Genomic DNA, 23,828 nt, shown 5'->3' on the forward strand with positions numbered 1-23,828 from the left:
AAACGGCTGAAAGCTTCCTCGGCTTCATCGACATCACATCAATCCGCCTATGGCTCCGCCATTTGTCAACATGACCTAGACACCACAACAGAGTTTCTTTTCGGAACAGGTCACTGCCTCCTATCGTTGATGTAGTCAGGCTGCATCGCTGCTTTGGTCATCATCTTATGTTTCCGCGTAGGGTGTTCTACCGCTGTAATGGTCTACGGCACGTGAAACGCAGGGATTGGGGAACTCACTGCGGAAACAGATGTTTTCGAATTCCGAGAAGCGAGGGGAACGACCTCCGCCCCAACGCCGAGGCGGAACGCAGCAGCGTTGTTTTCAAGGCTATCCGCTTGGGCCTGCAGCGTTCCAACTGCCGCAGTAGTTTCTTTGAACATGGCCGCGTTTTGCTGAGTCACCTGATCAAGACGGTTCACTGCCGTCATGATCTCGGCAAGCGTCGCCGATTGTTGCGTCGAGGCCTCAGCGCTCGCTTCGACAAGCGTGTTCAGCGTCGCCACCATGGTGTCGATTTCCGTCAGCGCTTCCCCCGAATGCTCGACCAAGGCAACGCCGCTTTCAACCTGTTCGCCGGAGGTCGAGATCAGTTCGGCGATTTCCTTGGCAGCCTCCGACGAGCGTTGCGCCAGTGCTCTGACTTCAGAGGCCACGACCGAGAAACCGCGTCCGGCCTCACCTGCCCGTGCCGCTTCAACACCGGCATTCAACGCTAAAAGGTTGGTCTGGAAAGCGATATCGTCGATGACCTTGGTGATCTTCGAGATCTTTCCGGAACTCTGGGAAATCTCCGACATCGCCCCAATGGTTTCTTGCAAAATCCCACGTCCGGTTTCGGTTTTCCTCCGGGTTTTGACGACGGTATCGGTCGACTCTTGAGCGCCCTTATTGGAGTTGTCCACCGAGGCCGAGAGCTCTGTGATAGCCGCGGCGGTTTCCTCCAGAGAAGCCGCTTGGGATTCGGTTCGGTGGCCCATTTCCGTGGTCGCGCTGTTGAGTGTGCCGATTTCGTTGCGAATACCCTGAGCCCCCTGGACGATCGCTCCTACCAAACGAGAGATTCGATCGACGGCTTCGTTGAAATTGTGCCGTAATACTTCGTAGTCCGAGGGAAACGCCTCTTCGAGACGAGCGCCGAGGTCCCCTTTCGACATCGCTCCGAGCGCATTCGACAGCGCCTCCACGACCTGGGATTGCTCCGCCGCACGCGCCTCGCGCTCGGCTTGCCGTTGCTCCTCGGCCCGAGCCTTTTCTGCAGCCTCCCGGTCCCGCGCCAGTTCGCGCTCGACACGCGAACGCTCGGCTTCTTCGGCGCGAGCAGCTTCCTCATCCGCCAGTTTGGCTTTCAGCGCTTCCTGTTCCTGGCGCGATTCAGCTTCTTCGCGTTGAAGCTTCTGCGTTTCGATCAGATTGTCCCTGAATTCTTCCACCGCGCGGCCGAGATTGCCGAACTCGTCCCGACGGACGGAATCTTGAGACACGAAATCTGTCTCGCCGCCGCGCATGCGATCAATCAAGTCAATCAGCCTGTTGAGTGGCCGGGTGACCGACGAGGCAATGAAAAGGGTAATCACGACAAAGACGGCAAACGCGACGATCCCTATCGTTGTGGACCAGATATTCGCATCCCGGATCTTCGCGCCAATGCTGGCCCGCGAAAAACCGAAAACCAGCTGCCCCAGCAGCGAGCCGTCCTCCGCAATCAACGGGCTTATCAACACGACGTCTTCGCCGGCAGAAATCGTCTGCTCCTCCGTTGAAGCGACGTTCAGTTCCTTTAGCAGCCCGTCCCAGCGCGGCTGCCAATCGCCCTCGCGTACATATTGGACGGTCGCCTCGCCACCTTCGAGAACACGCGCAAAACTGGCGGAATCGAGCATCTCGAGCCCGGCCAATGCAGCCTCCGCAGCTTCCGGCTGGAAGTCCCAGACCGCAGCCGCCACCGGCGTGGTCAGGAATTGAGGCGCAAGCCGCATCTCGTTCTGGAAAGCCGTTTCGAGCTGCGTCGTGTAGCGGGCGGACCAGAACAGCGAATAGCCCACTACGAAGAGGCTCAACGCGCTAAGGATCAAAACCAGAATACGGGACTTCACCGACAGGTTCAGGCGGAACGGCTTCATTGTTTTCTCTCATAAGATGGAAACACGGCACGCTCTGCGCCATGGCGGACCTGCGGGCGAGAGAGCGTGCCTTGGTTGAGGGTCACGTCACTTTTTGAAACGTTGGACAATCCCTGCAAGAGCCTGGGCTTTTGCGACCGACGTCATCATTTCGGTCAGCCATTGATCTGTCCCCGTGCAACCGTGGCAGATAGAGGCCGTGAGCTGTCATTCCGACAGGCCATACAGCGACATGATCTCGGCAACACGGCCCGAAGCCCGCAATTGCTCGAGTCCGCTTGCCAGTTGCGTTGCGTAAGTCTCAGAGTTTTCGAGTTCCGGAGAGAAGGCGATGAACAGGTCGGAAATCTCTGGGTCGAGGGCAATTTCAACGTCAGAAGTGATCGACAAAGTTGACAACGTGTATGCCAGCACCGAGCGCTCTTCCGGCACCAGATCCACCCGTCGTGCCAAGAGTTTCCGTAGGTTTTGCTCAAGCGCAGTGTCACCGGAAAGGGTCTGAACCAGTTCACTGCTGCTTGAATTCTGGTCCATATAGTCAGCAATCACACTGATATACTCATAGCCCTTGATCGCACCGACACGCTGACCTTCAATCGTCTCGGTTGAATCGATCTGCCTCGCCTCGCCGGCTCGGAAGGCCACCGCTTCTTGGTATGTTCCAATCGGGGGGCCAAACACCAGGTCGGGGGATTCATCCTTGTCGGTGCCGATCACCCCATTGATCCGTCCGGAATGAACGTACTCCAGACTGCGGGCCCAATTCATGATCTCGTAGTTCACGGTATGACCATAGAGCGCCAACGCCTCGCGCGCGATTTCAACCATAAATCCGGGACGTTCGCTGCCAGGCTGACAATTGAAGGGGCACCATTGGTCTCCCCTGAGTTCGATTGTGTCGGCTTGTGCAATTCCGCCACCAAACAACAGGGCGGTCATCGCAACCTTCGCAAACGCAGATTTTCGAGTCATAGTCTCATCCCGTATTTCCATCGACGACTTGAAAAAAGTGTTTGGACTGTCGGTCTTAAGTTTGCGTTGAGATCGTTCAGAAGCTGATGAAAACGCTGTGAAAAAACTCTAAAATTCACACCGAATTGTCTGATTTCGCCGACACAGGGCGAGACCGAAGGCTGGGTGTGGCACCCCTGACCCGGCATTTGGCAAGATCGGTCAAAAACCTGGCAAGGTCGGTCAATACGCTGCCACGGCGTGACGTCTATCCCTTGGCCATCAATTCAATCTGAGGAACAAGACCCATGCAAATCAATCCCATCCTTGTCATTGGCGCCACCGGCAAGACCGGCTCGCGCGTCGCCAGCCGATTGGAAACGAAGGGCCATGCGGTCCGCCGCGGCTCACGTACCTCCGTCACGCCCTTCGATTGGGAGGCACCCGAAACCTGGGCCGCTGCGCTGGAGAGGGTCCGGTCGGCCTATGTCACCTATTTCCCCGATCTCGCCTTTCCCGGTGCCGTCGAAAAGCTGGAAGCTCTCTGCGAGGCCGCGAAGGCTGCGGGCGTCGAGCACCTCGTTCTGCTCTCGGGACGGGGGGAGCATCATGCCCGGCTGGGAGAGGAGGTCGTCCGCAAATCGGGCATGGATTTCACCATCGTCCGCGCCGCCTGGTTCGCGCAGAACTACTCCGAAGGCTACCTGCGCGATCCGGTCCTGGCCGGTGTGCTGCCAATGCCGGGCGGGAATGTGCAGGAGCCGATCATCGATATCGACGACATTGCCGATGTCGTTGTGGCCGCGTTGACCGAAGAGGGACACAGGGGCGAGCTCTACGAAGTGACTGGGCCGCGCCTGCTTGGCTTTGCCGACATGGCCGCAGAACTGTCTGCAGCAATCGGCCGCCCGATCCAGCACATCCCGATCTCGTTCGAAGACTTTCACGCCGAGATCGCACAGGCGGGCGGCACCTTCGTGGCGGACGTTTTCACCGCGATCGCGCGCGAGACGCTGGACGGACGCAATGCCAGCCTCGGCGACGGCGTGCAGCGTACGCTTGGCCGTCCGCCGCGGGATTTCGCGGATTTCGCAAGTACCGCGGCCCACGCCGGCGCATGGTCGGTTGCTGCCTGACGCCGGAAAACCCGATCCTGAAAGGACAGATCATGACCACCACCCGATTTGAGAAGATCGCCCTCGGCATTGCCGGTGTCACGGCGCTTGGCATCGGCGCGTTCATCCTCGCCGCGCCACAGGCCTTCTACGCCAGCTACGGCATCACTCTTGACAACAACGTCAACCTGCTGAGCGAATTGCGTGCCCCGGCCTCCGGCCTCGCGGCCTTTGGCCTCCTAATGCTGGCCGGAATTGTGCGCGAAAAGCTGAGTCAGGTCTCCATCGTGGCGGCGCTGACCGTCTTCCTTGCGTTCCCGGCCGGGCGGCTCGTCAGGTTTATTGTCGATGGCATGCCCTCGGGAAACATTCTTGGGGCCCTTGTCGTCGAACTGGCAATTGCAGGGTTGTGCCTGGTCGCCTTCCGCCGCCGGCTCGCACCTCTCAATAGGGACGGTCGCCACGCCACTGTCGCCTGACGCATGGTCCCTGCGTTGGAAGGCAGCAATCATCGTCGCTCACCAACAGCGGCTGAGGCGTAGCCAAACGCAACAGTCAGGCTGAATTCGAGTGCGCGGATCGGGCCGTTACCGCCAGAAGTGCATCGGCGCGGGGACGGTTGGCGAACTGGCCAATCCAGACCGAGCCGAGCACGATTACCGCGCCGGCGGCCTGCATCGGGCTCAACGCCTGTCCAAGCCACAGCCAGCCGAGGGCCACGGCGGTGACCGGGCTCATCATGCCGAGCATGGACACCGCGCCGGGCTCGATCCGGGCGACGCCGCGGAACCAGAGCCAATAGGTCAGCGCCGCACCGACGAGGCCGAGCCAGATCAGTCCGGCGATGTTCGTCGCGGTGAGCGCGGGCAGCGGCGGTTCGAACAGCAGGGCGAGGGGCAGTAGGATCACTCCTCCCGCGGTGAGCTGCCAGGCCGTGAATGTCAGCGCGTGCACAGGCGGCTGCCACTTCCGGCTGAAAACAGTGCCCGCGGCCATGGATGCGGCCCCGCCGATCCCAGCAGCAACGCCAATGGGGTCGAGCGCGGCGTCAGGCCCGAGCAGCAGCAGCGCAACGCCGGTGACGCCAGTCAGCGCCGCTAGGACCGCCAGAGCGCGGATGGGCGTTCCGAGGATACCGCGCGCCAGCCCGATCACGATCAGCGCCTGCAGCGAACCAAGCGTTGCCGCGACGCCGCCAGGAAGCCGGTAGGCCGCCACGAAGAGAAGCGTCCAGAAGATGGCGAAATTCAGCGCCCCGAGCACGAAGACGCGGCCCAGCAATTCCCGGGGCGGCAGGCTGCGCGTAACGACGAGCAACAGCAGCCCCGCCGGCAATGCGCGCAGAACGGCAAGGGTGACGGGATAGCCCGCCGGAAGCGCTTCGGTGGTGACAAGATAGGTACTGCCCCAGATGGTGGGCGCCATCGCGGTAATGAGAATGTCGGTCGGGCGGGTCATGATGTCATGTCCTGTTCATCGTGCAACCGGCGCTCACCAGAGGGCGCGCGGGAAAATGAGTGGCCGTTCCGGCCAGGGTTCGAGGCCGATATCGCGCATCTGCTGTGGCGAGAGATCGCGTGGCACGCCGCGCGGGCGACACCGGTGACGGATTTCGGTCAGTCTGCGGAACTGGAAGAGCATTGGAAAGGCTTTCATGTTTGTGGAAGGTCCCGATGGCGTGTTTGCTGGGCATCAGGCGACCTGCCGGGCAGGCGTGGCCACCGCGAGACGGGCGGCAAGCTGCGCGACATGGGCGCCCTGGAAACGCGCGCCGGCGAGATCGGTCTCTGTCGGCTGCAAAGCACCATCGGCCCCTGCGATTGTTCTGGCACCATAGGGCGCGCCGCCGATGATGCCCTCACGGGAGGTCTGGCCGGCAAAGCTATAGGGCAGCCCGGCGATCAACATGCCGAAATGCTGAAGCGGGATCTGGGTCGACAGCAGCGTCGCCTCGTGGCCGCCATGCTGGGAGCCGGTGGACGCAAACACGGCGGCCACTTTGCCCACCAGCGCATTCCGCGCCCAGAGCGCGCCGGCCTGGTCGAGAAACTGCTTCATCTGCCCGGCCATCATGCCGAAGCGCGTGGGCGTGCCGAAGATAATCGCATCATACTCGGCCAGATCGGCGGGCGCAGCCTCCGGCGTATCGTCTTCGAGATAACCCGCGCTCCGCCGCACGGCATCTGGCACGGTTTCGGGCACACGACGCAGATCGACATGGGTGCCGGGAACGCTGCGTGCGCCCTCGGCCTCGGCCTGTGCCAGTGCACGAACATGGCCGTAGCTGGAATAATAGAGAACGAGAATGCGGGACATGGGATCCTCTCCGGTTCGGGTTGCGATGCCGGAAAGATGCGGAATGCGGCGCGCCGGAATAACCGGCCCGCGCGCAAATCATTCTTTACGCCTGGTTACGAATGCCCGGGGCGGAGCGCGGCCCGCAGGTGGTCGAGAAAGGCCGAGACCTTTGCGTCCATGCCAAGCCGCGAGGCGGTCACGGCAAAGATTTCCGGTGCGAGCAGTTCGTGATCGGGCAAAACACGCACCAGCTCTCCCCGCGCCTCGGGGCCGTCGGAAACGAAATCCGGCAGGGTCCCGATCCCCTGCCCCGCAATCAGCAGGTCCCGCAGCACAAGGCTGTTGCCGACCCTAACTGGCGGGTCGAGATGGACAGACTGCACCCCGTCAGGCCCCTTCAACGCCCAATCGGTAAGGTGTCCGGCCAGCAGGAAGCCGACGATGCGATGCGCTGGTAGTTGGTCTGGCCGCTGCGGCGTGCCGGCGCGTTGCAGGTAGTCCGGAGAGGCAAAGACCCGCTGGCGCATGATCCCGATCCGCCGCGCCACCAGCGAGGAATCCGGCATCGCTGGGCGGATCCGGATCGAAACATCGAAGCCGCCTTCGATCATGTCCACCACGCGGTCGTCCATCGACAGCGTCAGGCGCAGATCGGGATGGGCATCGAGAAAGGCGGGCAAGACGGGCGCAACCACGATCTGCCCGAAAGAGCTTGAAACGTTGACCCTCAGATGCCCCCGGACCCTTCCCGCGCCTTCGCGGATATGCTCCTCCACCCGGCCCACCGCATCGAGGATCCCCAGCGCCTCCTCGTAATAGAGCCGCCCGGCATCGGTCAGCGACATGGCGCGCGTCGTGCGGGTGAGCAGCGTGCAGCCGAGGCTCTCTTCCAGCAGCTTGACCTCGCGCGAGAGCAGCGCCGCCGAAACGCCGAGATCCTCCGCCGCGCGGGCGAAGCTGCCGCGCTCGACGATCCGGCAATAGGCGTTCATGACCGAAAGCTTGTCCATGGCCACATTTTCGGTGGCGCGGCGCGCGGTGTCGATGTTTTTTCGGGGCGTCTTAAGAAGCCGGATTGCGGCCAATGCTCGGGATCAGGACTAAAGCCGTCCGTTCCGGTAGCTGGCCGGGGTCGCGCCGGTCCAGCGCTTGAAGGCACGGTTGAACGCGCTCTGTTCGGAGAACCCTGTCAGGTAGGCGATTTCGGCGATGGAATATTGCTGATCGCGCAGCAGGCCCTGGGCAAGATCCCGGCGGGTATCGTCGGTCACCAGTTTGAAACTCAGACCCTCTTCCGCAAGGCGCCGGTGCAGCGACCGCCCGCTCAGTCCCAGCCGGCCCGCGACCTCCTCCATCCTGGGAAGCCCTTCGCTCAGCGCATCGGCGATGACATCCCTCGTGCGCTCGGCGACGGACCGGTTATCGGAGACTTCCGAAAGTTCCTGCTCCAGATGTTGTTCCAGAAAGCGCGTGATCCCCCTGTCGCCCAGCCGATTGGCGCTCGCCATGGAGTCCGCCGCGATCAGGAGCGCGTCTCGATCCGACCCGAAGACGACCGGACAGCCGAAATAGGCCTCGTGCAACGTGCTGGTCGGTGGCGCGGCATGCTGGATATGGACCTCGAGCGGGCAGAAGGTTCCGGTCGCCGAGACCTCGCGCGCAATCGCCGTCGCGCTCGCCAGCGTCGCTTCGTTGGAAAGCCGCAGGCCAAGCCGGCGCGCTCCGGCGCGGTGCAGGTGAAACCAGGTGTTTCCGCCCTCGGGCTCCAGCGAATACTCGACAACGCTGGTCCAGAGCCGGGCGTAGCGCGTGACCCGCCTGTAGGAACCACCAAGCGTGGTCGCCGTCTTGAAGGCCAGCCCGAGCGCGCCATAGTCGTCGAGCCGCATCGAGGCGCCTGCGCGCAGCGGCAGGTCGGTCACGTCTATCTCGGCCGCCAGACGCTCCAGCAAGCCGTAATACGCCGTATCCTTGACCATGAGCTTCGGATCGGCGGCACCGGCAGGATCCAGCCCGACCGATCGCAGCAACCCGGCCTGATCCACGGCAGTCCCGGCCGCGGCAACCATCTTGCGCAGGAAGAGTGAGGTAACGGTTCCCATGAAGACGCATTATTACAGCAGCGCAGGTATCTGTCATGGGTCGCGGAGCGCGGGCGATCACGCCACGAGCGCGAACCCCGCCTCGCTGTCTTCGACAAAGGCCGCGTGCAGGCTCCGGATCGCAACCGATCTGTCGGATCTGTCGAGGATGAACTGGGTGTCCACGTTGCGCGGCCCCTGACACGCGCCAAGCGGCTCCAGTCCCGCGGCGCTGAGGGCCTGCATGCCGCGCGCAAGTGTCTGCAACCCGCTGAGGTCGCGCCCGATGACCGAGACGAGGGCCAGCTTGTGCGCCGAGATCCGCGCCTGCGGGTAAAGCGCCGAGAGGTCACTCTCGACCCGCCGCATGGATTTGAGCGAGGCATCGACGTAATGCGTGATCGTGTTTGCATTTGAGATCTTGGAGACGATCCGCACGTTGTGCCGCGTCAGGGCGTCGAGAATGGCCGCGTCGTAGCCCTTCACGCCCACCATGTCCTGTTCGAACAGCTCCAGCGCGATGATGTCGAGCCCGGTGACGATCTCGACCCTCGGCTTTTCGGCCGGCTGTTCGTCGATGATCGTGCCCGGGTCCTCGGGCTCAAAGGCATTGGCGATGCGTAACGGCACCCCTGCCTGGCGAAGGGTTTTCGCAGCGGAGGGGTGGATCGCCTCCATCCCCAGATTCGCCATCTGGTCGGCCACGTCGTAATTCGTGTGCCCGAGCTTGCGCACATTCTCCGCCCCGACCAGCTTGGGATCGGCTGACGAGAGGTGGAACTCCTTGTGAATAATCGCCTCGCTCGCGCCGGTCAGCGCGGCAAGCCGGGAGAAGGTCACCTCGGAATAGCCACGGTCGAATTCCCGCATCAAGCCTTCGCTGCATTGCGCATAACCGGTGACGATGGGCATCTCACGTGACGGGTCCACCCCGTCCATCGCCCGACCGATGCGTTGCTCCAGCGTCAGCTCGGAATCGTCGCGCCAGCCGGACAGGTCCAGCAGCCGGGCATTCACCCCGGCGCGCTGCAACATCAGCGTGGATACCAGCGCCGAATGCGCCTCGCCAAGGCCCGACAGCAATTCGCGCACCTGCAACAGATGCGTGTTCAAACGGAAATGGCCGTATGAGCAAAGCCGCTGCAGGTCGATCAGGCAATTTCGGGCGCCTTCGATGCGTTCCTGAACGAAAGCCGTGGCGCGTTCGACATCGCCGGGATTGTCCAGCACAGCCTCATGCGCGGCGATCATCGCCTCGGCGGTCCGGCTCAGGGCGTCGTGCCAGCCATGCTCGTCATCGGCATTGGCGTAATGGGCATAGACGCCGGCCTCGCCGGTCTTCTTGTGCTCCAGCAGCAGGTTGGTGATTCCGGAAAACGCCGAGACCACGAAAACGCGACCGTAGCGGGCACTGCCATTCTCCATGAAGAGCGTGTCGCGCAACCTGTCGAGGCGGGACATGGATGTCCCACCGATTTTCTCCACCGTATGTGTCATCTGTCAGGCCTCGATCTCTTCCGGTGCGGCATAGGAGCCGTCTTCGCGGTGCACTTCCGTCCCCGTGACGGGCGGGTTGAAACAGCAGGCCATGACCAGCTCATCCTCCGCACGCAGGATATGACGGTCATGCTTGTCGAGCGCGTACATGACGCCGGGCCGGATGTAATGCGTCTCGCCCGTGGCCAGATCGGTGATCGAACCGGTCCCTTGCATGCAATAGACGCTCTCGAAATGGTTCTTGTACTCGAACGTGTGCTCCGAGCCGGCTTCGAGAAAAGTGACGTGGAACGAGAACCCCATCTTGTCGTCGGCCAGCAGCATGCGCACGCTGGTCCAACGCGCGTCAGAGGTGACGCGTTCGCGCTCGTTCTCGACGATATGTTTGAAATCCCTGACGATCATGCCTGTTACTCCGCTGCGATACTCTGTTGCCCGATCACGTCGCGCGCCGCATCGACAAGGATGTTCAGCCCCTTGCGCAGGGTCGCGTCGGGTGTCGTGAGCGGCGCGAGGATCTTGACGACCTCGTCATTCGGCCCGGAAGTCTCGACGATCAAACCCTTCTGGAAGGCGCGGGCGCAGATATCTCCGGCCAGCATTCCGGAGCCGACATCAACGCCGCGCATCATGCCGCGCCCCTTGAGCCGCGCGCCGGGGATCATCCCGGCGATGATCTCCAGCCCATCCGCGACGATCGCCGCCCGACGGTCGATATCGGCGCGGAACGTCTCGTCGGACCAGAATTTTTCGATCGCCACCCGCGCGGTCACGAAGGCATGGGTATTGCCACGGAAGGTGCCGTTATGCTCCGCCGGCCCCATCACGTCGTGCTCGGGCCGCACCAGCACCAGCCCCATCGGCAGGCCGAAGCCCGAGATCGACTTGGCCATCGTCACGATGTCCGGCGTGAATTCCATCCCGTCGAAGGAAAAGAAGGACCCTGTACGCCCGCAGCCGGCCTGGATGTCGTCCACGATCAGCAGAATGCCATTGGACCGCGCCAGTTCCGCCACCCGGCGCAACCATTCGGGCCGCGCGGCGTTCAGACCGCCCTCGCCCTGCACCGTCTCCAGAAGGATCGCGGCCGGCATGTCCAGCCCGGAGGAATTGTCCTCCAGCATCGCTTCGAGCAGATCCGCAGTGTCGAAGGCATCGCCCATGTACCCGTCGAAGGGCATGCGCGTGACGCCGTGCAGCGTCGTGCCTGCTCCACCGCGATGATAGCCGTTGCCGGTGGCCGCAAGCGCCCCCTGGGTCACGCCGTGGAAGCCGTTGGTGAAGGCAACGATATTGGTCCGCCCGGTCGCCTTCCGCGCGATCTTCATCGCGGCCTCGACAGCATTGGCGCCGGTGGGGCCGGTGAACATCACCTTGTGGTCCATCCCGCGCGGCGCGAGGATATTGGTGCAGAAAGCATCGAGAAAGGCGGCCTTGGCATCGGTATGCATGTCGAGCCCATGCGCCACGCCATCGGCCTGCAAATGGTCGATCAGCGCGGCCTTCATGTCGGGATCGTTATGCCCGTAATTCAGCGAGGAACACCCGGCGAGGAAATCGACATAGCTGCGTCCGCTGGCATCGGTCATCTCCGAGCCGCGAGCGCTGGTAAAGACCGTGTCGAAGCCTCGGCAATAGCTTCTGGCCTCTGACTCGCGGCGCTTGAACACAGATATATTGGAAGGTTTCGTAGACATACGACCTCTTTCGAATTCAGGAATGGGTATGGTGAAAGCCGGAAGCCGCCACATCAGGCGGCGTCGGCCACCTGGCGTGCAAGCGGGATGGTGACCATGTTCTCGGTCTTGTGCCGGTTCTGGAAGTGCAGCGCTTGCGTGTAATACGGCTGCACGTCGAGCGACGTTCCCTGCAGACGTCCGAACTTGCGAAACAGCGCCCAGGAGGCCTCGTTGTCGCTGGTGATGGTCGTCTGCAAACGGCGAACGTCCTCGCAGGCATCGCGCGTCAGGATGCTTTGCAGCATCAGGGCGCCAAGCCCGGAGCCGCGCATTTGCTCATCCACGGCGACCTGCCAGACAAAGAGCGTCTCGGGATCATTCGGCATGACATAAGCAGACACCCAGCCCACGACATCGCCATGGACTTCGGCGAGCGCGCATGTGTCGGCGAAATGATCGCACTGAATGAGATTGCAATACATCGAGTTCTCGTCGAGCGGCCGACAGTTGCGCACGAGCTTCCAGATCGCGGCGCCATCGGCAGCCCGCGGCTTGCGCAAGACGGGCAAAGACGGACGAACGAAATCGTGGGCGGTGTGCATTCTCTGGGCCTCCATTTGCTTCGATAATCGAAGTATTGCAATGGCCGGAAAATTTCAACCCACCGCGTAAAAATACTTCGATCTTCGAGAAAACCACAGTTTCCAGAGAGTTTCATGTGGATATTTGTTAGTATTTGCTTTGATCATCAAAGAATACGCGGGATTGCCTCGCCCAATCGTCCAAAATATACTTGGCTACCCTTAGGAACCTGAATCACGATGGATCGTCTCGATAGCAGCTTGATCGCTCTTCGCCGTATCTTGCGGGCCACCGAGCTGTTTGGACGCGAACTCAAACAGGTGGCCGGTATAACGCCAGTGCAGTTCCGCGCGCTGCAGATCATCGACGAAACCGGCCAGACCACCGCCAAGGAAATTTCCCAACGCATGCGCGTGTCGCAGGCAACGGTCACGTCGCTCGTGGACAAGCTCGTCCGCGACGGCATGGCGCTGCGCGAGAAATCAGCGCTCGACCGGCGTCAGACGCATATCCTTATCACGCAAAAGGGGAGCCAGACCCTCGGCGAAACGCCCGATCCCCTGCAGCAGCGATTTGTTCGAAAGTTCTCCGAACTGGCGGACTGGGAACAGGCCATGATTGTCGCCAACCTCGAACGTGTGGCGGCGATGCTCGATGCAGATGAAATCGACGCCTCCCCCGTCCTGCAAACCGGCGAGATCAAGCTTTCATCGGAAATGTGACCTGCACGCGCCGACCGGGCACGAGCCGTTATCTCCCGGCAGACGCGCTTTCCAAGCGACAGCTGACCTTCAGGACTGACACGGCCAAACCCACCCGCAATGCGCGCCATCAGGGGTGTGTGACGACGACGGGCATGTACACGTCGCTTGCATTTCCTCGGGCAGAAAAGTCAAACAACGCAGGACGTTGCAGGAAGCGGACGGCGTCGGTTTGTGGTTCCGGCGTGCCACCGGCCAGAAAATCGAGGCTCATACTGCCACGCTGGAGCGGCTCGAACCGATCCGTCACGATCTCCTCGTAAAGGCTCGGCACGCGGGTCTTGGCGAAGCTGAGCAGCTCGGAAAACGAAATCTGCCGGTCCACCGGGGCGCGGTCCGCCGCTTGCCCTTCGAGCCCCTCGCGGAACATCGCGTAGCTCAGCGCGCCGTGACGCAGCAGGTCCGACTCCAGTGCTACACCTTCCGCCTGACTCGCGGTCAGGATGCGCATGCCCTTGTCATAGGCAAGCTGTCCCAGCCCCCGGCTGCCCATCGGGCCCGGTTTGAAGCCGCCCCCCTCAACCGATGCCGCCGAGTTGCAGGCATCGATCACCATGACCATGTTGCCGGACTGGATGCGCAGGAGCAGCGCGCTCAGCACATCGCTCGGCAATGTCTGCTCCAGCTCCGTCGGGCCGATTTTCCGGCCGCTAGAGCCTTCGCCAAAATCGCTGGGGAACAGGTGAAACCGTCCGTCCCGTCCCGCCAGCCCGTGGCCGGCAAAGAAGAGATAGACGAAATCTTCCGGCCGGGCACGCGCCAACGCCTCGGCGCCGGGCAGGCCGGCCAGCGGTTCCATGTCGCCGCTTTCGCCGCCAAGGCTGCGCAGTACCGCTTCGATCTGCGCCCGGCTGGCGCGCGGCGGACCGTCGGCGCGGGAGATCATTTGCACCTCCGCCACATTTTCAAAGGCGTCGCTGGCACGAAGCCGCGCGGCAACGGCCTGTGCCGCAAGAGCGGCATCGGCACCCGCATAGTTCAGATCCCAAGCGGGGTTCGCATAGTGATCGACACCGACCGAGACGATATAGGCCCGCGGCTTTTCCGAAGGCGTGCGCCCTTCGGTGACAGGCGCAAAATCCTGTCGGATGGTGGTGCTCTTGATGCCATCCCCATTGAACCCGTAGGCCGAGAAGGTGACGGAACGGCCATCCCGCGGCAGCAGGATATCCGTGAACACCGCTTGCTGTTTCCCGGCCACATCCGCCGGGAGGAACTCCCGCTGGCCCACGAGTTGACCGTCGCGGAAAAGCTTGAGCGCGCCGAACCCGCTGCGCATCCCGTCCGCCTGCGTCTCGGCGATTTCGAGCGTGACACGCGCGCTGCCCGGATGTTCCGGATCTTCGGAGACCGAGACAAAGCGCAGCTCCGGTTGCAGTCGGTTGATCTCACGCAGGCCCGGCAGCGGCGTGAAGCTCTCGCCGCGGACAAGGCGGGGCAGAAGCGCGGGCTCGAAGAATTCCCGGTAGAAAAGCTCCAGCGGAAGCACCTTTGTCGGCGCCTCCGGCAGCACCCAGCCAAGCGCCGGGAAATCGCCCGGATCGGAGGCATCATAGCGTCCGTTCTCGCCGATTACCGCCCAGCCCCCATCCCGAAGCGCGGCGAGCCGGGCCAGCCGCGTTCCGGTCTCGGTTCGCCAGAGGCTGACCAGGCCACTGGTTTCGATCAAGGCCAGCAGGCGGCCGTCGGGTGAAAACGCGGCACCTTCTCCAAGCGGCACGACATTGGCCTCGATGGTCACGGATCTTTCGGCGTCGGGCGACCACAGAAGGTTACGCCCCCCCGCTTCCTCCACGAAGATCATATCGCTTTGGGCGTGCCGGTGGGCCAGCCCATAGATACCGCCCTGCAGCGCCGTCGAGGCCCGCGCCTGGCCCGCATCGTCCAGAATCGACAGACGCTCCGTGCCGAAGTGCAATAGCTGTCCGACACCGTTGCTTGCCGAGACAATGGATGTTCTTGTCCGCGTCGCCTCTGTCTCAATCCTGTTCAGGACCGCTCCGCTCATCGCATCCCGGATCTCGAAGAGCCGGTTCCGCTCGCGTTCGAGCAGGATCTGCTGGCCGTCCGGCGAAAAGGCCAGCGGCCGCGAATAGACCATGTCGGGGTCGACATCCGTCTCCCACAGCAATGCTCCCGTCTCGGCGCCATAGGCGGTCAGGCGATCGTATGTCGCCCCAACCAGGATACGCCCATCCGGCGACAGGCTGAAATTGGGCTGGCCATCGGGCGGAGACAGTTGCACGACGCGTTCCGCCCCGAGCGCGCCGCCCCCGATCGCGTCGAGATCGAAGATCGCCGCAATGACCTTGCAGTCTTCCGCCGAGACGAGTTCGCAGGTGTCGACGGCCAGAAGTTCCTGCCCATTAGACGCGATCTGTTCGAAAACCGGTCCAAAGGCGAATTCGGTGTCCCGTCCCGCCGGCGGCGTCCATTCCAGCGCCCGTTCGCCCAAAGCCGCGCTGCGGATCATCGGCATGCCCCAGGCCTCTCCCGCTTCCACCAGATAGGCCACGCCGTCACCTGCGGGATGACTGCTCGACAGGATCGTGGATGGCCGGCTATCCGAGACATTGCCCGAGAGCAGGTCCCAATGAACCGCCATGCGGGCGCCGTTGACGATCAGCGCGTTGCCGTCCTGCGAAAAGGTCAGCCGCTTCGGCTCCATCGCTTCGGTTCCGATTGTCCCGATCCACGCGCCTCGGGCCATGTCGCGGATATCGATCCGAATGTCATTGTTCAGCCTGTCTGTCTGCAACGCCGCGTAAAGGGTCTGGGTGGACGGATCGTAGGCTGCGGGCCCCGGGCGCGGCGTCCGAAAGAAGTTTGCGGGGGTCGAAAGGGTCTCCTGGAATTGCCGGGTCCGGGCGTTGAATACACGCCGGAGCGGCGCGGTCCCCGGCTGGTCGTCCTCCCAAGGCAGGCTGCCATCGGAATCGACGAGGAAACGGTCTCCCGTGAGTGGCGCGATCCGCGTTTTCTTGTCCGGGTCCAGTCGCGTTGTCCAAAACCGCCCGCCTGAGTGAATGTCGAAAAGCTGCAACTCTCCTGCCTCCGTGCCGACAAGGGCAGAGGCCGCGCCAACTGCGAGCGCGGCCGCGCCGTCGATATCGGCGACCACCTCGAAGCGCATCTCCCGAAGATCCAGACGCAGGAGTGACCCTTCGTCGAACAGAAACAGGGCGAAATCTTCGTCAGGAGAGAGGCCGGAGACACGCGCCAATCGTTGCCCGATCCCCTCGGGGTGGGGAATTCCCCGGGCGGCCCCGGTCAGAAAGGCTTCCTTCGTGCCAATTGCACAGCCTGCGATGTCGCAAAGCAGGAGCTGTCCACCCTTCAGGATTTTCCCCCAAACGGGCCGGTCGCGGTCGGGAAGTACCGTTTCCAGCGCGCCATCGGCCACGCGCCACAGCTTGATGCCGTCGAGCGTGCCAATTGTCAGAACCATCTCGCCATCGGGCGAGAGATCGAACCAGCTAAGGGATTGCCCGCCACCAACCGCGCGGAGTTGGCGCCCGGTCTCGCGATCCCAGAGAAACACCCGGTCCCCCTCGCCCCGGGTACCAAACACATCGCCGCCCGGCGGAAGCGCGATCTGCACCAGCCGGCCATCGTGGCCCTGTGTCAGCGCGAGGTTGGGTTGAGCCTCCTCTACCTCTGACTGGCCATTAGGGTCTGTAATCGCCGGTGCATCCTCGGTGGCGAAGATCTCCACCGAATGATCCACCCCGTGCAGGGCGACGCGCGTACCATCCGGCGAAATCACCGCATCCGTCAGATAAACCGGCTCGACCCCAGCCGAATCCCGCCTGAAAGTGACCTCATCGCTGCCCGGATCGTAGAGCAACAGGCTCGTCTCAGAAGACGTTTTTGCCGAAAACAGCGCCCGCGCCCCGCGCTCCGTCTGACGAAGGGTGATCAGTTGTACATCCTTCATCTCGGCGGTTTCGAAGCCGAAGCGATGCGCGCCCCGGTCGAAGCTCGAATAGAGAAACCAGATCAATGGCTCCGACCAGTCGGCAAAGAGTGTTTCCAGCAGCGTCTGGGGCGCATCCGGATCGGGGGGATAATTCTCGAAGGTGACATTCTCGCCGAAAAGCGGAATCTGCCCCAACCCGTCTCCGCCGAATGGTTCGGAGAAGTCGTGTTCGGTGTAGAATTCGGGCTTCGGCAGCACCTCGTCGAAACGGATATCCTCCGCAGCCAGAGTTTCCCATTCCAGCTTTACCGCGGTGCCAGCGAAATTCTCGGTCGCAACGAAGGCGCCCCCCTGCCGGGTCCGGATCAGGTTGCGCCAAGCGCCATCGCGCCGCAGAATGACCGGGTTGGCCGGCAGTCTGCTATCGACGACCGCCACCCCATTCTCGCCCAAGGCCAGGGCCACGCGGTCGCCGTCAGGGGCAATGAGCACATCCTCGATGAAGATCCCGAAATCGAAATCGGTCTGGAAGAGCAGCCCGCCCTCGACCGCATCGTAAATCCTCAACGAATTGACATCGCCCACGGCGAGGCGGGTGCCATCAGGCGAGAAATCCATGGCAACGACGAAATCGGCAACTTCCGAGAGCCGGGCGATCGGGGTCTGCGCCGCCGCCTGAACAGGCAACAGAAGAGCAATCAGCAGCAGCGCAACGCGGTTCATCAGTTTCTCTCCGATTTGGTACCCCCCGGCAGGGCCTCAAGGCGAAACTCCGGCAGGGCGAATTCGAAACCCGCCTCGGCCAGATGCGCCCGCGCGATGCGATAGGTCGCGTCGCGCAGGCCGAATTGTGCCCCAGGCAAGCATTTATAGACCAGCCGCACCACCATGAAGCGATCCTCGATCGAAACGATCCCGGCAAATCCGGGCTTTTCGAGCAACAACGGGCCGTTCTCCGGATCGGCCAGCAGCGCGTCGCCGATCTGCGAAAAGACCTCGGCCAGCGCCGCAGGTTCGGCAGCCAGCGGCAGGCGGAAATCGAGCTGCATGGCGACCCAGCCACGCGAGCGGTTGGCAATGGTGCCGATCTGTCCGAAAGGCACGGTATGCAGCGTTCCCAGGTAGTGGCGGATCTGCAGCGAGCGGACGCCGGCGCGCTCGATGGTGCCTTCGGCCAGCCCGACATTGACGTATTCACCGACGCGAAAGGCATCGTCGAGAAGGAAGAACACGCCCGAGATCACGTCGCGCACCAGCGTCTGGCTGCCCATGCCGAGCGCCAGGCCGATCACCCCGGCCCCCGCCAGCAGCGGCACCACGTCGACACCGATGGAGGACAGGCCGATCAGCCCTGTGATGGTGACGATCATCGCCAGGATCGTGTTGCGCAGCAGCGGCAGCAACGTGGCGACGCGGTCGCGGCGCGGCGGGCCATCGCCATCGCGCGGAGAGGCGGCGCGGCGCAATATCCGCTCCGAGCCGATCACCACAAGGTGCCAGAGAACATAGGCCAGCGTCAGCGTGATCGCGAGCTGGACAAGCGCCGGCAGGATCGCGGCGACCTTGTCATGCCGGACAAGGCGCCACGGCCCGCTCCAGAGCCGGATCAGCAGCAAAATGGCGGCGAGGATCGCGAAGGACTGCCCCATACGGCCGAAGAATTGCGGGAAGCTTGGCAGGTCCTCGGCATCCGCCGCCCCCCCCTCTGCCTGCGCGCGGCGGGCACGATCGCGCGCCTCGCTGCCGGCGGCCCAATCGTCGATCAGCAGGCAGGTCACGATCAGTGCCATGACCAGCAGGAAGCTATCGGCGGCGGTGCGTCCGGCACCGGTGCGGTCCAGCAGCAGCAGGATCGAGGTGCTGAACCAGGACAGGCAAATGTAGAAGATCGCGAAGAGGTGCCAGAGCGCGGCAAAGCTGCGCCATCCGGGCCCACGGCTGCGCCCGGACGGATCGCGCGCCAGGATCGCGGCGATGGCACGGCGGTTGCCAAGGCAGGCCAGGATCAGCAGCGCCGTAACCACAGACCGGCTGGCAAGGGTGAAGATCAGAACCGCGTCCCGGCCCAGCCCGCCATCGGCCAGCAGCACCGCCGTGACGAGAAACACCATCGCCAGCGCGGCGATGCCCACCACCCAGCGATAGAGCCGCCCCGCGTCGGCATCGCAAAGCGCGACAATGCGGATTTCAGGCGCAAAGGGCGCAAGCGGGATACGTACCAACATGGCGAAGCCGCGAATGCCGATCAGCGCCGAGAAGTAGGTGACGATCAGCACCTGCGCGACCGGGTCCGACTGGCTGCTCATCAGCAAAGGCCAGCCGGCGATGAGCGCGAAGATGGCGAGCCCAGCGAAATCCAGAAGCGCCTTGAGCACCTGTTGCGAGAGCTTGCCCGCGCGGCTTCCCAGACGGAAGCGTCGCGACAGGCGGCGAAAGAGATATTCCGATCCCGCCCCCAGCAGCAGCCAAGGGAGTGCGGTGGAGAGCATCCGCAGCGGGTCGAAGCCGGTCTCCGACAGCATCGCGAAGAAGGACGCGATCCGGGAGGGGAACTCCGCGAGACTGGCGGAAAGCCCTTCGAGCCGCAGCGCGGCGGCGCTGGCATGACTGGTCAGAAAGTCGAACAGCGCCGATGTTCCGCCGATGAATCCGGACACGGAAACCTCCTGCGCCGCCGCAGCGGCGGGCAACAGCAGAAGGAGGGCGAGGCTGGCAACAAGGCGCATCCCGGGGCAACTCATTCCAGACCGGCCCGCGCAAAGACCGACGCGCGCGGCATCACCCGCCAGCGATAGCTTTCCACCCAGACATCCGAGAGCGCTCCGCCGAGCCCCATCGCGCCACGGGTGGCACCGCGCGCGGCGGCCTCGCCGAGCAGCCCGGCCAGCGCGTCGCGCGCCGCCGAGCGGGTGCCCTCGCCCGCGAGCCCCGCGCCGCAATTCTCCACCAGCCCTGTCAGGTTGAGCGCCTCGGCATTCTCGCGCACCTCGCTGACCAGCATATAGAGCCGTTCATGGCCGGCCGAATAGGGCACCGGACCGGGACAATCCGAGCACATCACCATCGGGTCACCGAGCGCGCGCGGCGCCTGGGTGCCCTCGACCAGTTCGTAATCGACATGAACGCAGTATTGCGCGTCGATATGGATGCGGTTGACGTCGCGCTGGCCGTCGCGATTGCCCGTAGCCGCGAAGCGCAGCAGGTCGCATTGCTTGAGATCGGCGGCGGCATCGAGCGCGCGGAACCCCTCTTCCCGCATGCCCGAAAGCGCGGCGCGGCATTCATTTTGCGGATCGGCCGGCGCACCCGGCGGCTGCAGCGCGGCGATATCGCTGGCGAAACGGCTCGCCTCGATGCGGATGGGGGACGGGTTGACGAAAGACGCCGTTCCCTCGAGCCCGTCCAGCGTCTCGGCCAGCCGCTCCGCCTTGAGGATGCGCACCAGCAATTCGGTGAGCCGGGCGTCCTCGCCCGACAGATCGAAGGAAAGCCCGGCGGGCGCATGGTCGATCTGGGCCGCAGGGCCGAACCAGAGCGCGCCGTCGCGCTGCAGCACCTGAACGGAATAGACTTCGCCCCCGCTTTCGGCGGGAATGCCCGCACGAGCGCTGGCGGCTTCAAGCGCCGCGGCGAAGCGGGCCGGGAGCGGATCGCCCTCGGGCAACGGCGCTTCGGTATCGAGCGATATCAGCGGGGAAAAATGGATCACGCGGTCGAGCGGGCCCGCCTCAAGCTGCGCGAAACCGGCCGCAGCGGGCAGGCTTCCGACGGGCGGGCAAAGCGCCGTGCTATCGGGCAGGCAATCCTCCGAGACTGGGCGCAGCGTGGCGTTGCGCGGCTCGATGGCCTCGATCTGCGCATAGCCGAGGATCGCATCGGGCGCATCGGCGGCGTCCGCCACCAGCGCCATCAGGCTGCCCTGTTGCAACCCGTGCACCTGCCCCGCTGCAAGCTGGTTGCCATCGACGAGATAGCGCGCAGGGCCTGCCGTGCCGCTGCCGCCAAAGACCGGCTGGTCGATCAGGCTGCCTTCCCAAAGCGGGGTCTGCACCGCCGCCATGCCAAACCCCGCGCCCCGGTTGAGCTCGGCCAGCGCCGATTGGAAAAGCTGGCGATAGGTCAGCGCCTGTTCGCTCTCCAGCCGTGCCGCCAACGCGGCGGTGAAAAGACCGTACCACTGGCTGCCATCGGGTTCCGCGCCCTGGCTCATGTCCACCTCGCGGGCGACATCGTTGGAGCGCGTGGCATAGAAGGCAACGTAGCCCCCCTGCCCCGGCACATCCGTTCCGGCGGGATCAGAGGCCGGGGCCGCTGCGCGCTCGGCAGCGGGCAACGCCGTTGCGGCGGACAGGTCGATCCCGAGCAGGCCCGGGTCCACTTGCCGTTCGGCCAGGCTCGGCTCGGCGGCGCGCATACCGCTGCCGGAATGGCAGCTATCCATCACTAGGAACACATCAGCGCCCCGCGCCCGGATCGCGGCCACCTTTTCGCCGATCTCGTCATCGGTGATCGCATTGGGCAGCTGCGAGGCGCCACTCGGGGCCCGCGCCACGTCCATCGGCAGGAAAATCTCGTCCAGCCCGTCGGTCTCCTCGCCCTCGCTGTCGAGCTGGCGCGAGCCATGGCCGCTGAGGTGAATATAGACGAAGTCGCCCGGATGGGCGGCTTCTGCCTGGGCGTCGAACGCGGCGAGAATGGCCGCGCGGGTCGGCGCTTCGGCGCCATCGAGCCCACTGGCCAGAACGGTGATTGCCTCCACACCGCGCCGGTCCAGAACATCGCGCATCAGGCGCACATCGTTCACCGGACCACGCAGATCGGGAATCGCGGCGTCATCGTAATCGGTAACTCCTATCAGCAATGCACTGGTTTCCGCCAAGCCAGGTTGCGCCGACACAAACGCAAAAAACAACGCGAGCGCCCGAAAATTCCACATGATAAAAACTCCATGCCTCAAATACACGTCCCCGGAAGACAAGTGGCAGGACCCGGGCGTTCGTCTTTCTGCCGTGTTTACTTCACCGTCCCACCAGATAATCTGCGCCTGTTTTCAGCGTCAAATCAAATGGATCGGTAATGCATATCAAACCCCTCCTGTTGTGTTTTCTGGTCTCGACCGCGACCGTCCTGCCGTTTGTTGCCAATGCACAAGGCAGTGACGGAACGCCGTTCGACCCGATCGCCTTCGAACTGGAAATGTCGGGGCTCGAGACCGACGCCGCGCGGGTTGCCGCAATCGATGCGGCCATTGCCGCGCTCGAAACGAGCCCGACGCCGGATTTTCAGGTCTATTTCGACCTCTTCACCTTGAAGCTGGAAATCCTGCAAGCCGGCGGGGACCTTCGCGCCACGGCCGATATGGCCGCCGAGCTTGGCGCCTTTGCACTCTCGCGCGGCGAGGCGCTCGGGCGCAACCCGCTGCCCTATTTCGACCTCGCGGCCGATCTCTATGAACAGGCCGGTGCGCCGGACGCGGCCATAGGCGCGCTGGAAGCCGGGCTGAAATACCGGCTGGATGGCGGGCAATCGGGAGACAGCATCGCCGCGATCTATCGCGACATGGCACGGCTGGCCGAAGTGACCGGGCAGAAATCGGCAGCCGAGTCCTATCTCGCGCAGGCGCAAGCCGCACTGGACCCGGATGCCGTCGGCACCCGCGCCGACGAGACAGCCGGTTACCGACCGGTCGATGTCTATTACGCAACGGACCGCGCCCGGACCGGCAATCCCGATGCGTCGGACTTCTACGGCGCGGGGCGGGGCGAGCTGGAATATGGCGTGGTGACCGTGACCATCCCCAACACCCATATCCCCGGCGCGATCGAAACACCCTCGATCTGGCGGCTGGAATTCGGCCCCTCGCCCGCCCGACACGTCATGGTGCAGAAGATCGAGCCGATGGAGGTGGATGGCTATTTCTCCCGCATGCGCACGGAGATGGAGGGGCGCGAACGCAAGGAGGCGGTGGTCTTCATCCACGGCTTCAACACCCGCTTCGACGCCGCCGCCCGCCGCGCCGCGCAGCTCGCATATGACATGGATTACCGCGGCATCCCGGTGCTTTATTCCTGGCCCTCGGCCGGCAAGACCATGCGCTATGTCGCCGATGAAGCGGTTGTGCGGCTAAGCGGGCGGCGTCTGTCGCATTTCCTGGAGGATCTGCGGGCGCGGTCAGGGGCGGAAACGATCCATATCGTCGCCCATTCCATGGGCAACCGCGCTGCCACCGATGCGCTGGAGCTGCTGGCGCTGCGGGCCGAGGCCAAGGGGCTCGACATGCCGCTCTTCGGTCAACTCTTCTTTGCCGCGCCGGATGTCGATGCGGGGCTCTTTGCCGAGATGGCCAAGACCATCCGCCCGCTGGCCGAGCGGCTGACGCTCTATGCCTCGGAAAACGACTGGGCGCTGGCGGCCTCGCGCAAGTTGCATGGCAACGCGCCACGCGCCGGACAGGCCGGCGGAACGATCCTCAACGCGGAAGATTTCGACACGGTCGACATGTCCGATTTGGGCGAAGACATGCTGGCCCACACCTATTTCGCCAATGACAGCTCGGCGCTGGCCGATATCATGTCGCTGATCTGGCTGAACCCGGAACCCGGGCGGCGTTGCGGCCTTGCACAGACGACAGCGGGTGGTTGGCTGTACGAAAAGGGTGCCTGCCCGGACAAAAAGATGGTGGGCCTGATCAGTCGGCTCTGGGACGAGGCGGAGGTGACGCCGGAAGCGATCCGCGCCATGGTGGCCGACGCGGTGCCCGATGCCGGCGAGGCCGAGGCGCTGGAACGCAGCTTCGAACGGCTGTTCGAAAGCAACTGAGCA

The 23,828-nt window shown here is 63.7% G+C and carries 18 protein-coding genes; 4 read left to right on the forward strand and 14 right to left on the reverse strand.

What is annotated here, in order from left to right:
* Window positions 1–203 precede the first annotated feature (203 nt).
* Together AX756_RS10020 and AX756_RS10025 are read right to left on the reverse strand one after the other, a co-directional pair.
* Window positions 204–2,123 (reverse strand): methyl-accepting chemotaxis protein, encoded by a 1,920-nt coding sequence (locus AX756_RS10020; protein WP_068310644.1) that lies wholly within the window; start codon window positions 2,121–2,123, stop codon window positions 204–206.
* A gap of 207 nt (window positions 2,124–2,330) precedes the next feature.
* Window positions 2,331–3,095, reverse strand: coding sequence for a substrate-binding periplasmic protein (locus tag AX756_RS10025; protein ID WP_197431070.1), 765 nt, complete (start codon window positions 3,093–3,095; stop codon window positions 2,331–2,333).
* Between the two features lie 287 nt (window positions 3,096–3,382).
* Here AX756_RS10025 and AX756_RS10030 point away from each other — a divergent pair, with 287 nt between their 5' ends.
* Both AX756_RS10030 and AX756_RS10035 read left to right on the forward strand, forming a co-directional pair.
* On the forward strand, window positions 3,383–4,210 hold the full coding sequence (locus AX756_RS10030) for an NAD(P)H-binding protein (protein ID WP_068310647.1): 828 nt from the start codon (window positions 3,383–3,385) through the stop codon (window positions 4,208–4,210).
* 32 nt (window positions 4,211–4,242) lie between these two features.
* Window positions 4,243–4,668 (forward strand): DUF4345 domain-containing protein, encoded by a 426-nt coding sequence (locus tag AX756_RS10035; protein ID WP_068311133.1) that lies wholly within the window; start codon window positions 4,243–4,245, stop codon window positions 4,666–4,668.
* A gap of 76 nt (window positions 4,669–4,744) precedes the next feature.
* On the opposite strand, the gene AX756_RS10040 is transcribed toward AX756_RS10035, so the two are convergent.
* From AX756_RS10040 to ectA, 9 genes are all read right to left on the reverse strand, one after another.
* Window positions 4,745–5,647, reverse strand: a complete 903-nt coding sequence (locus tag AX756_RS10040) for an EamA family transporter (RefSeq protein ID WP_068310649.1) — start codon at window positions 5,645–5,647, stop codon at window positions 4,745–4,747.
* A gap of 33 nt (window positions 5,648–5,680) precedes the next feature.
* Window positions 5,681–5,845, reverse strand: a complete 165-nt coding sequence (locus AX756_RS25600) for a hypothetical protein (RefSeq protein ID WP_156461452.1) — start codon at window positions 5,843–5,845, stop codon at window positions 5,681–5,683.
* 36 nt (window positions 5,846–5,881) lie between these two features.
* Window positions 5,882–6,505: an NAD(P)H:quinone oxidoreductase gene (gene wrbA / locus AX756_RS10045; protein WP_068310651.1), complete on the reverse strand. Its 624-nt coding sequence runs from the start codon at window positions 6,503–6,505 to the stop codon at window positions 5,882–5,884.
* A gap of 95 nt (window positions 6,506–6,600) precedes the next feature.
* A complete protein-coding gene (locus AX756_RS10050) occupies window positions 6,601–7,497 on the reverse strand; it encodes a LysR family transcriptional regulator (protein ID WP_068311135.1) in 897 nt (298 codons plus the stop codon).
* Window positions 7,498–7,587: 90 nt separating this feature from the next.
* Window positions 7,588–8,589, reverse strand: coding sequence for an AraC family transcriptional regulator (locus tag AX756_RS10055; protein WP_068310653.1), 1,002 nt, complete (start codon window positions 8,587–8,589; stop codon window positions 7,588–7,590).
* A 57-nt stretch (window positions 8,590–8,646) separates the two neighbouring features.
* Window positions 8,647–10,065: an aspartate kinase gene (locus AX756_RS10060; protein WP_068310655.1), complete on the reverse strand. Its 1,419-nt coding sequence runs from the start codon at window positions 10,063–10,065 to the stop codon at window positions 8,647–8,649.
* A gap of 3 nt (window positions 10,066–10,068) precedes the next feature.
* Entirely contained in the window at window positions 10,069–10,470 is a 402-nt protein-coding gene (locus AX756_RS10065; protein WP_068310657.1) for an ectoine synthase, read from the reverse strand.
* 5 nt (window positions 10,471–10,475) lie between these two features.
* Entirely contained in the window at window positions 10,476–11,762 is a 1,287-nt protein-coding gene (gene ectB, locus AX756_RS10070) for a diaminobutyrate--2-oxoglutarate transaminase (protein ID WP_068310659.1), read from the reverse strand.
* Window positions 11,763–11,815: 53 nt separating this feature from the next.
* On the reverse strand, window positions 11,816–12,346 hold the full coding sequence (gene ectA, locus AX756_RS10075) for a diaminobutyrate acetyltransferase (protein WP_068310661.1): 531 nt from the start codon (window positions 12,344–12,346) through the stop codon (window positions 11,816–11,818).
* A gap of 219 nt (window positions 12,347–12,565) precedes the next feature.
* Between ectA and AX756_RS10080 the strand changes: the two genes are divergently transcribed.
* Window positions 12,566–13,048 (forward strand): MarR family winged helix-turn-helix transcriptional regulator, encoded by a 483-nt coding sequence (locus AX756_RS10080; protein WP_068310663.1) that lies wholly within the window; start codon window positions 12,566–12,568, stop codon window positions 13,046–13,048.
* A gap of 109 nt (window positions 13,049–13,157) precedes the next feature.
* Here the strand turns inward: AX756_RS10080 and AX756_RS10085 are convergent, their stop codons facing one another.
* The 3 genes from AX756_RS10085 to AX756_RS10095 all read right to left on the reverse strand — a co-directional run bounded on the left by AX756_RS10085 (window position 13,158) and on the right by AX756_RS10095 (window position 21,867).
* Window positions 13,158–17,729, reverse strand: coding sequence for an outer membrane protein assembly factor BamB family protein (locus AX756_RS10085; RefSeq protein ID WP_068310665.1), 4,572 nt, complete (start codon window positions 17,727–17,729; stop codon window positions 13,158–13,160).
* A complete protein-coding gene (locus tag AX756_RS10090; RefSeq protein ID WP_163886966.1) occupies window positions 17,729–19,663 on the reverse strand; it encodes a mechanosensitive ion channel family protein in 1,935 nt (644 codons plus the stop codon). Before AX756_RS10090 ends, AX756_RS10085 begins: the two co-directional genes overlap by 1 nt.
* Window positions 19,664–19,743: 80 nt before the next feature.
* The gene (locus tag AX756_RS10095) at window positions 19,744–21,867 is read right to left on the reverse strand and encodes a caspase family protein (RefSeq protein ID WP_163886967.1); all 2,124 of its coding nucleotides are present in this window, start codon (window positions 21,865–21,867) and stop codon (window positions 19,744–19,746) included.
* A gap of 215 nt (window positions 21,868–22,082) precedes the next feature.
* Here AX756_RS10095 and AX756_RS10100 point away from each other — a divergent pair, with 215 nt between their 5' ends.
* Entirely contained in the window at window positions 22,083–23,825 is a 1,743-nt protein-coding gene (locus tag AX756_RS10100; protein WP_068310670.1) for an alpha/beta hydrolase, read from the forward strand.
* Window positions 23,826–23,828: the final 3 nt, after the last annotated feature.

This window comes from Aliiruegeria sabulilitoris (assembly GCF_001558155.1).
GTDB lineage: Bacteria > Pseudomonadota > Alphaproteobacteria > Rhodobacterales > Rhodobacteraceae > Tropicimonas > Tropicimonas sabulilitoris.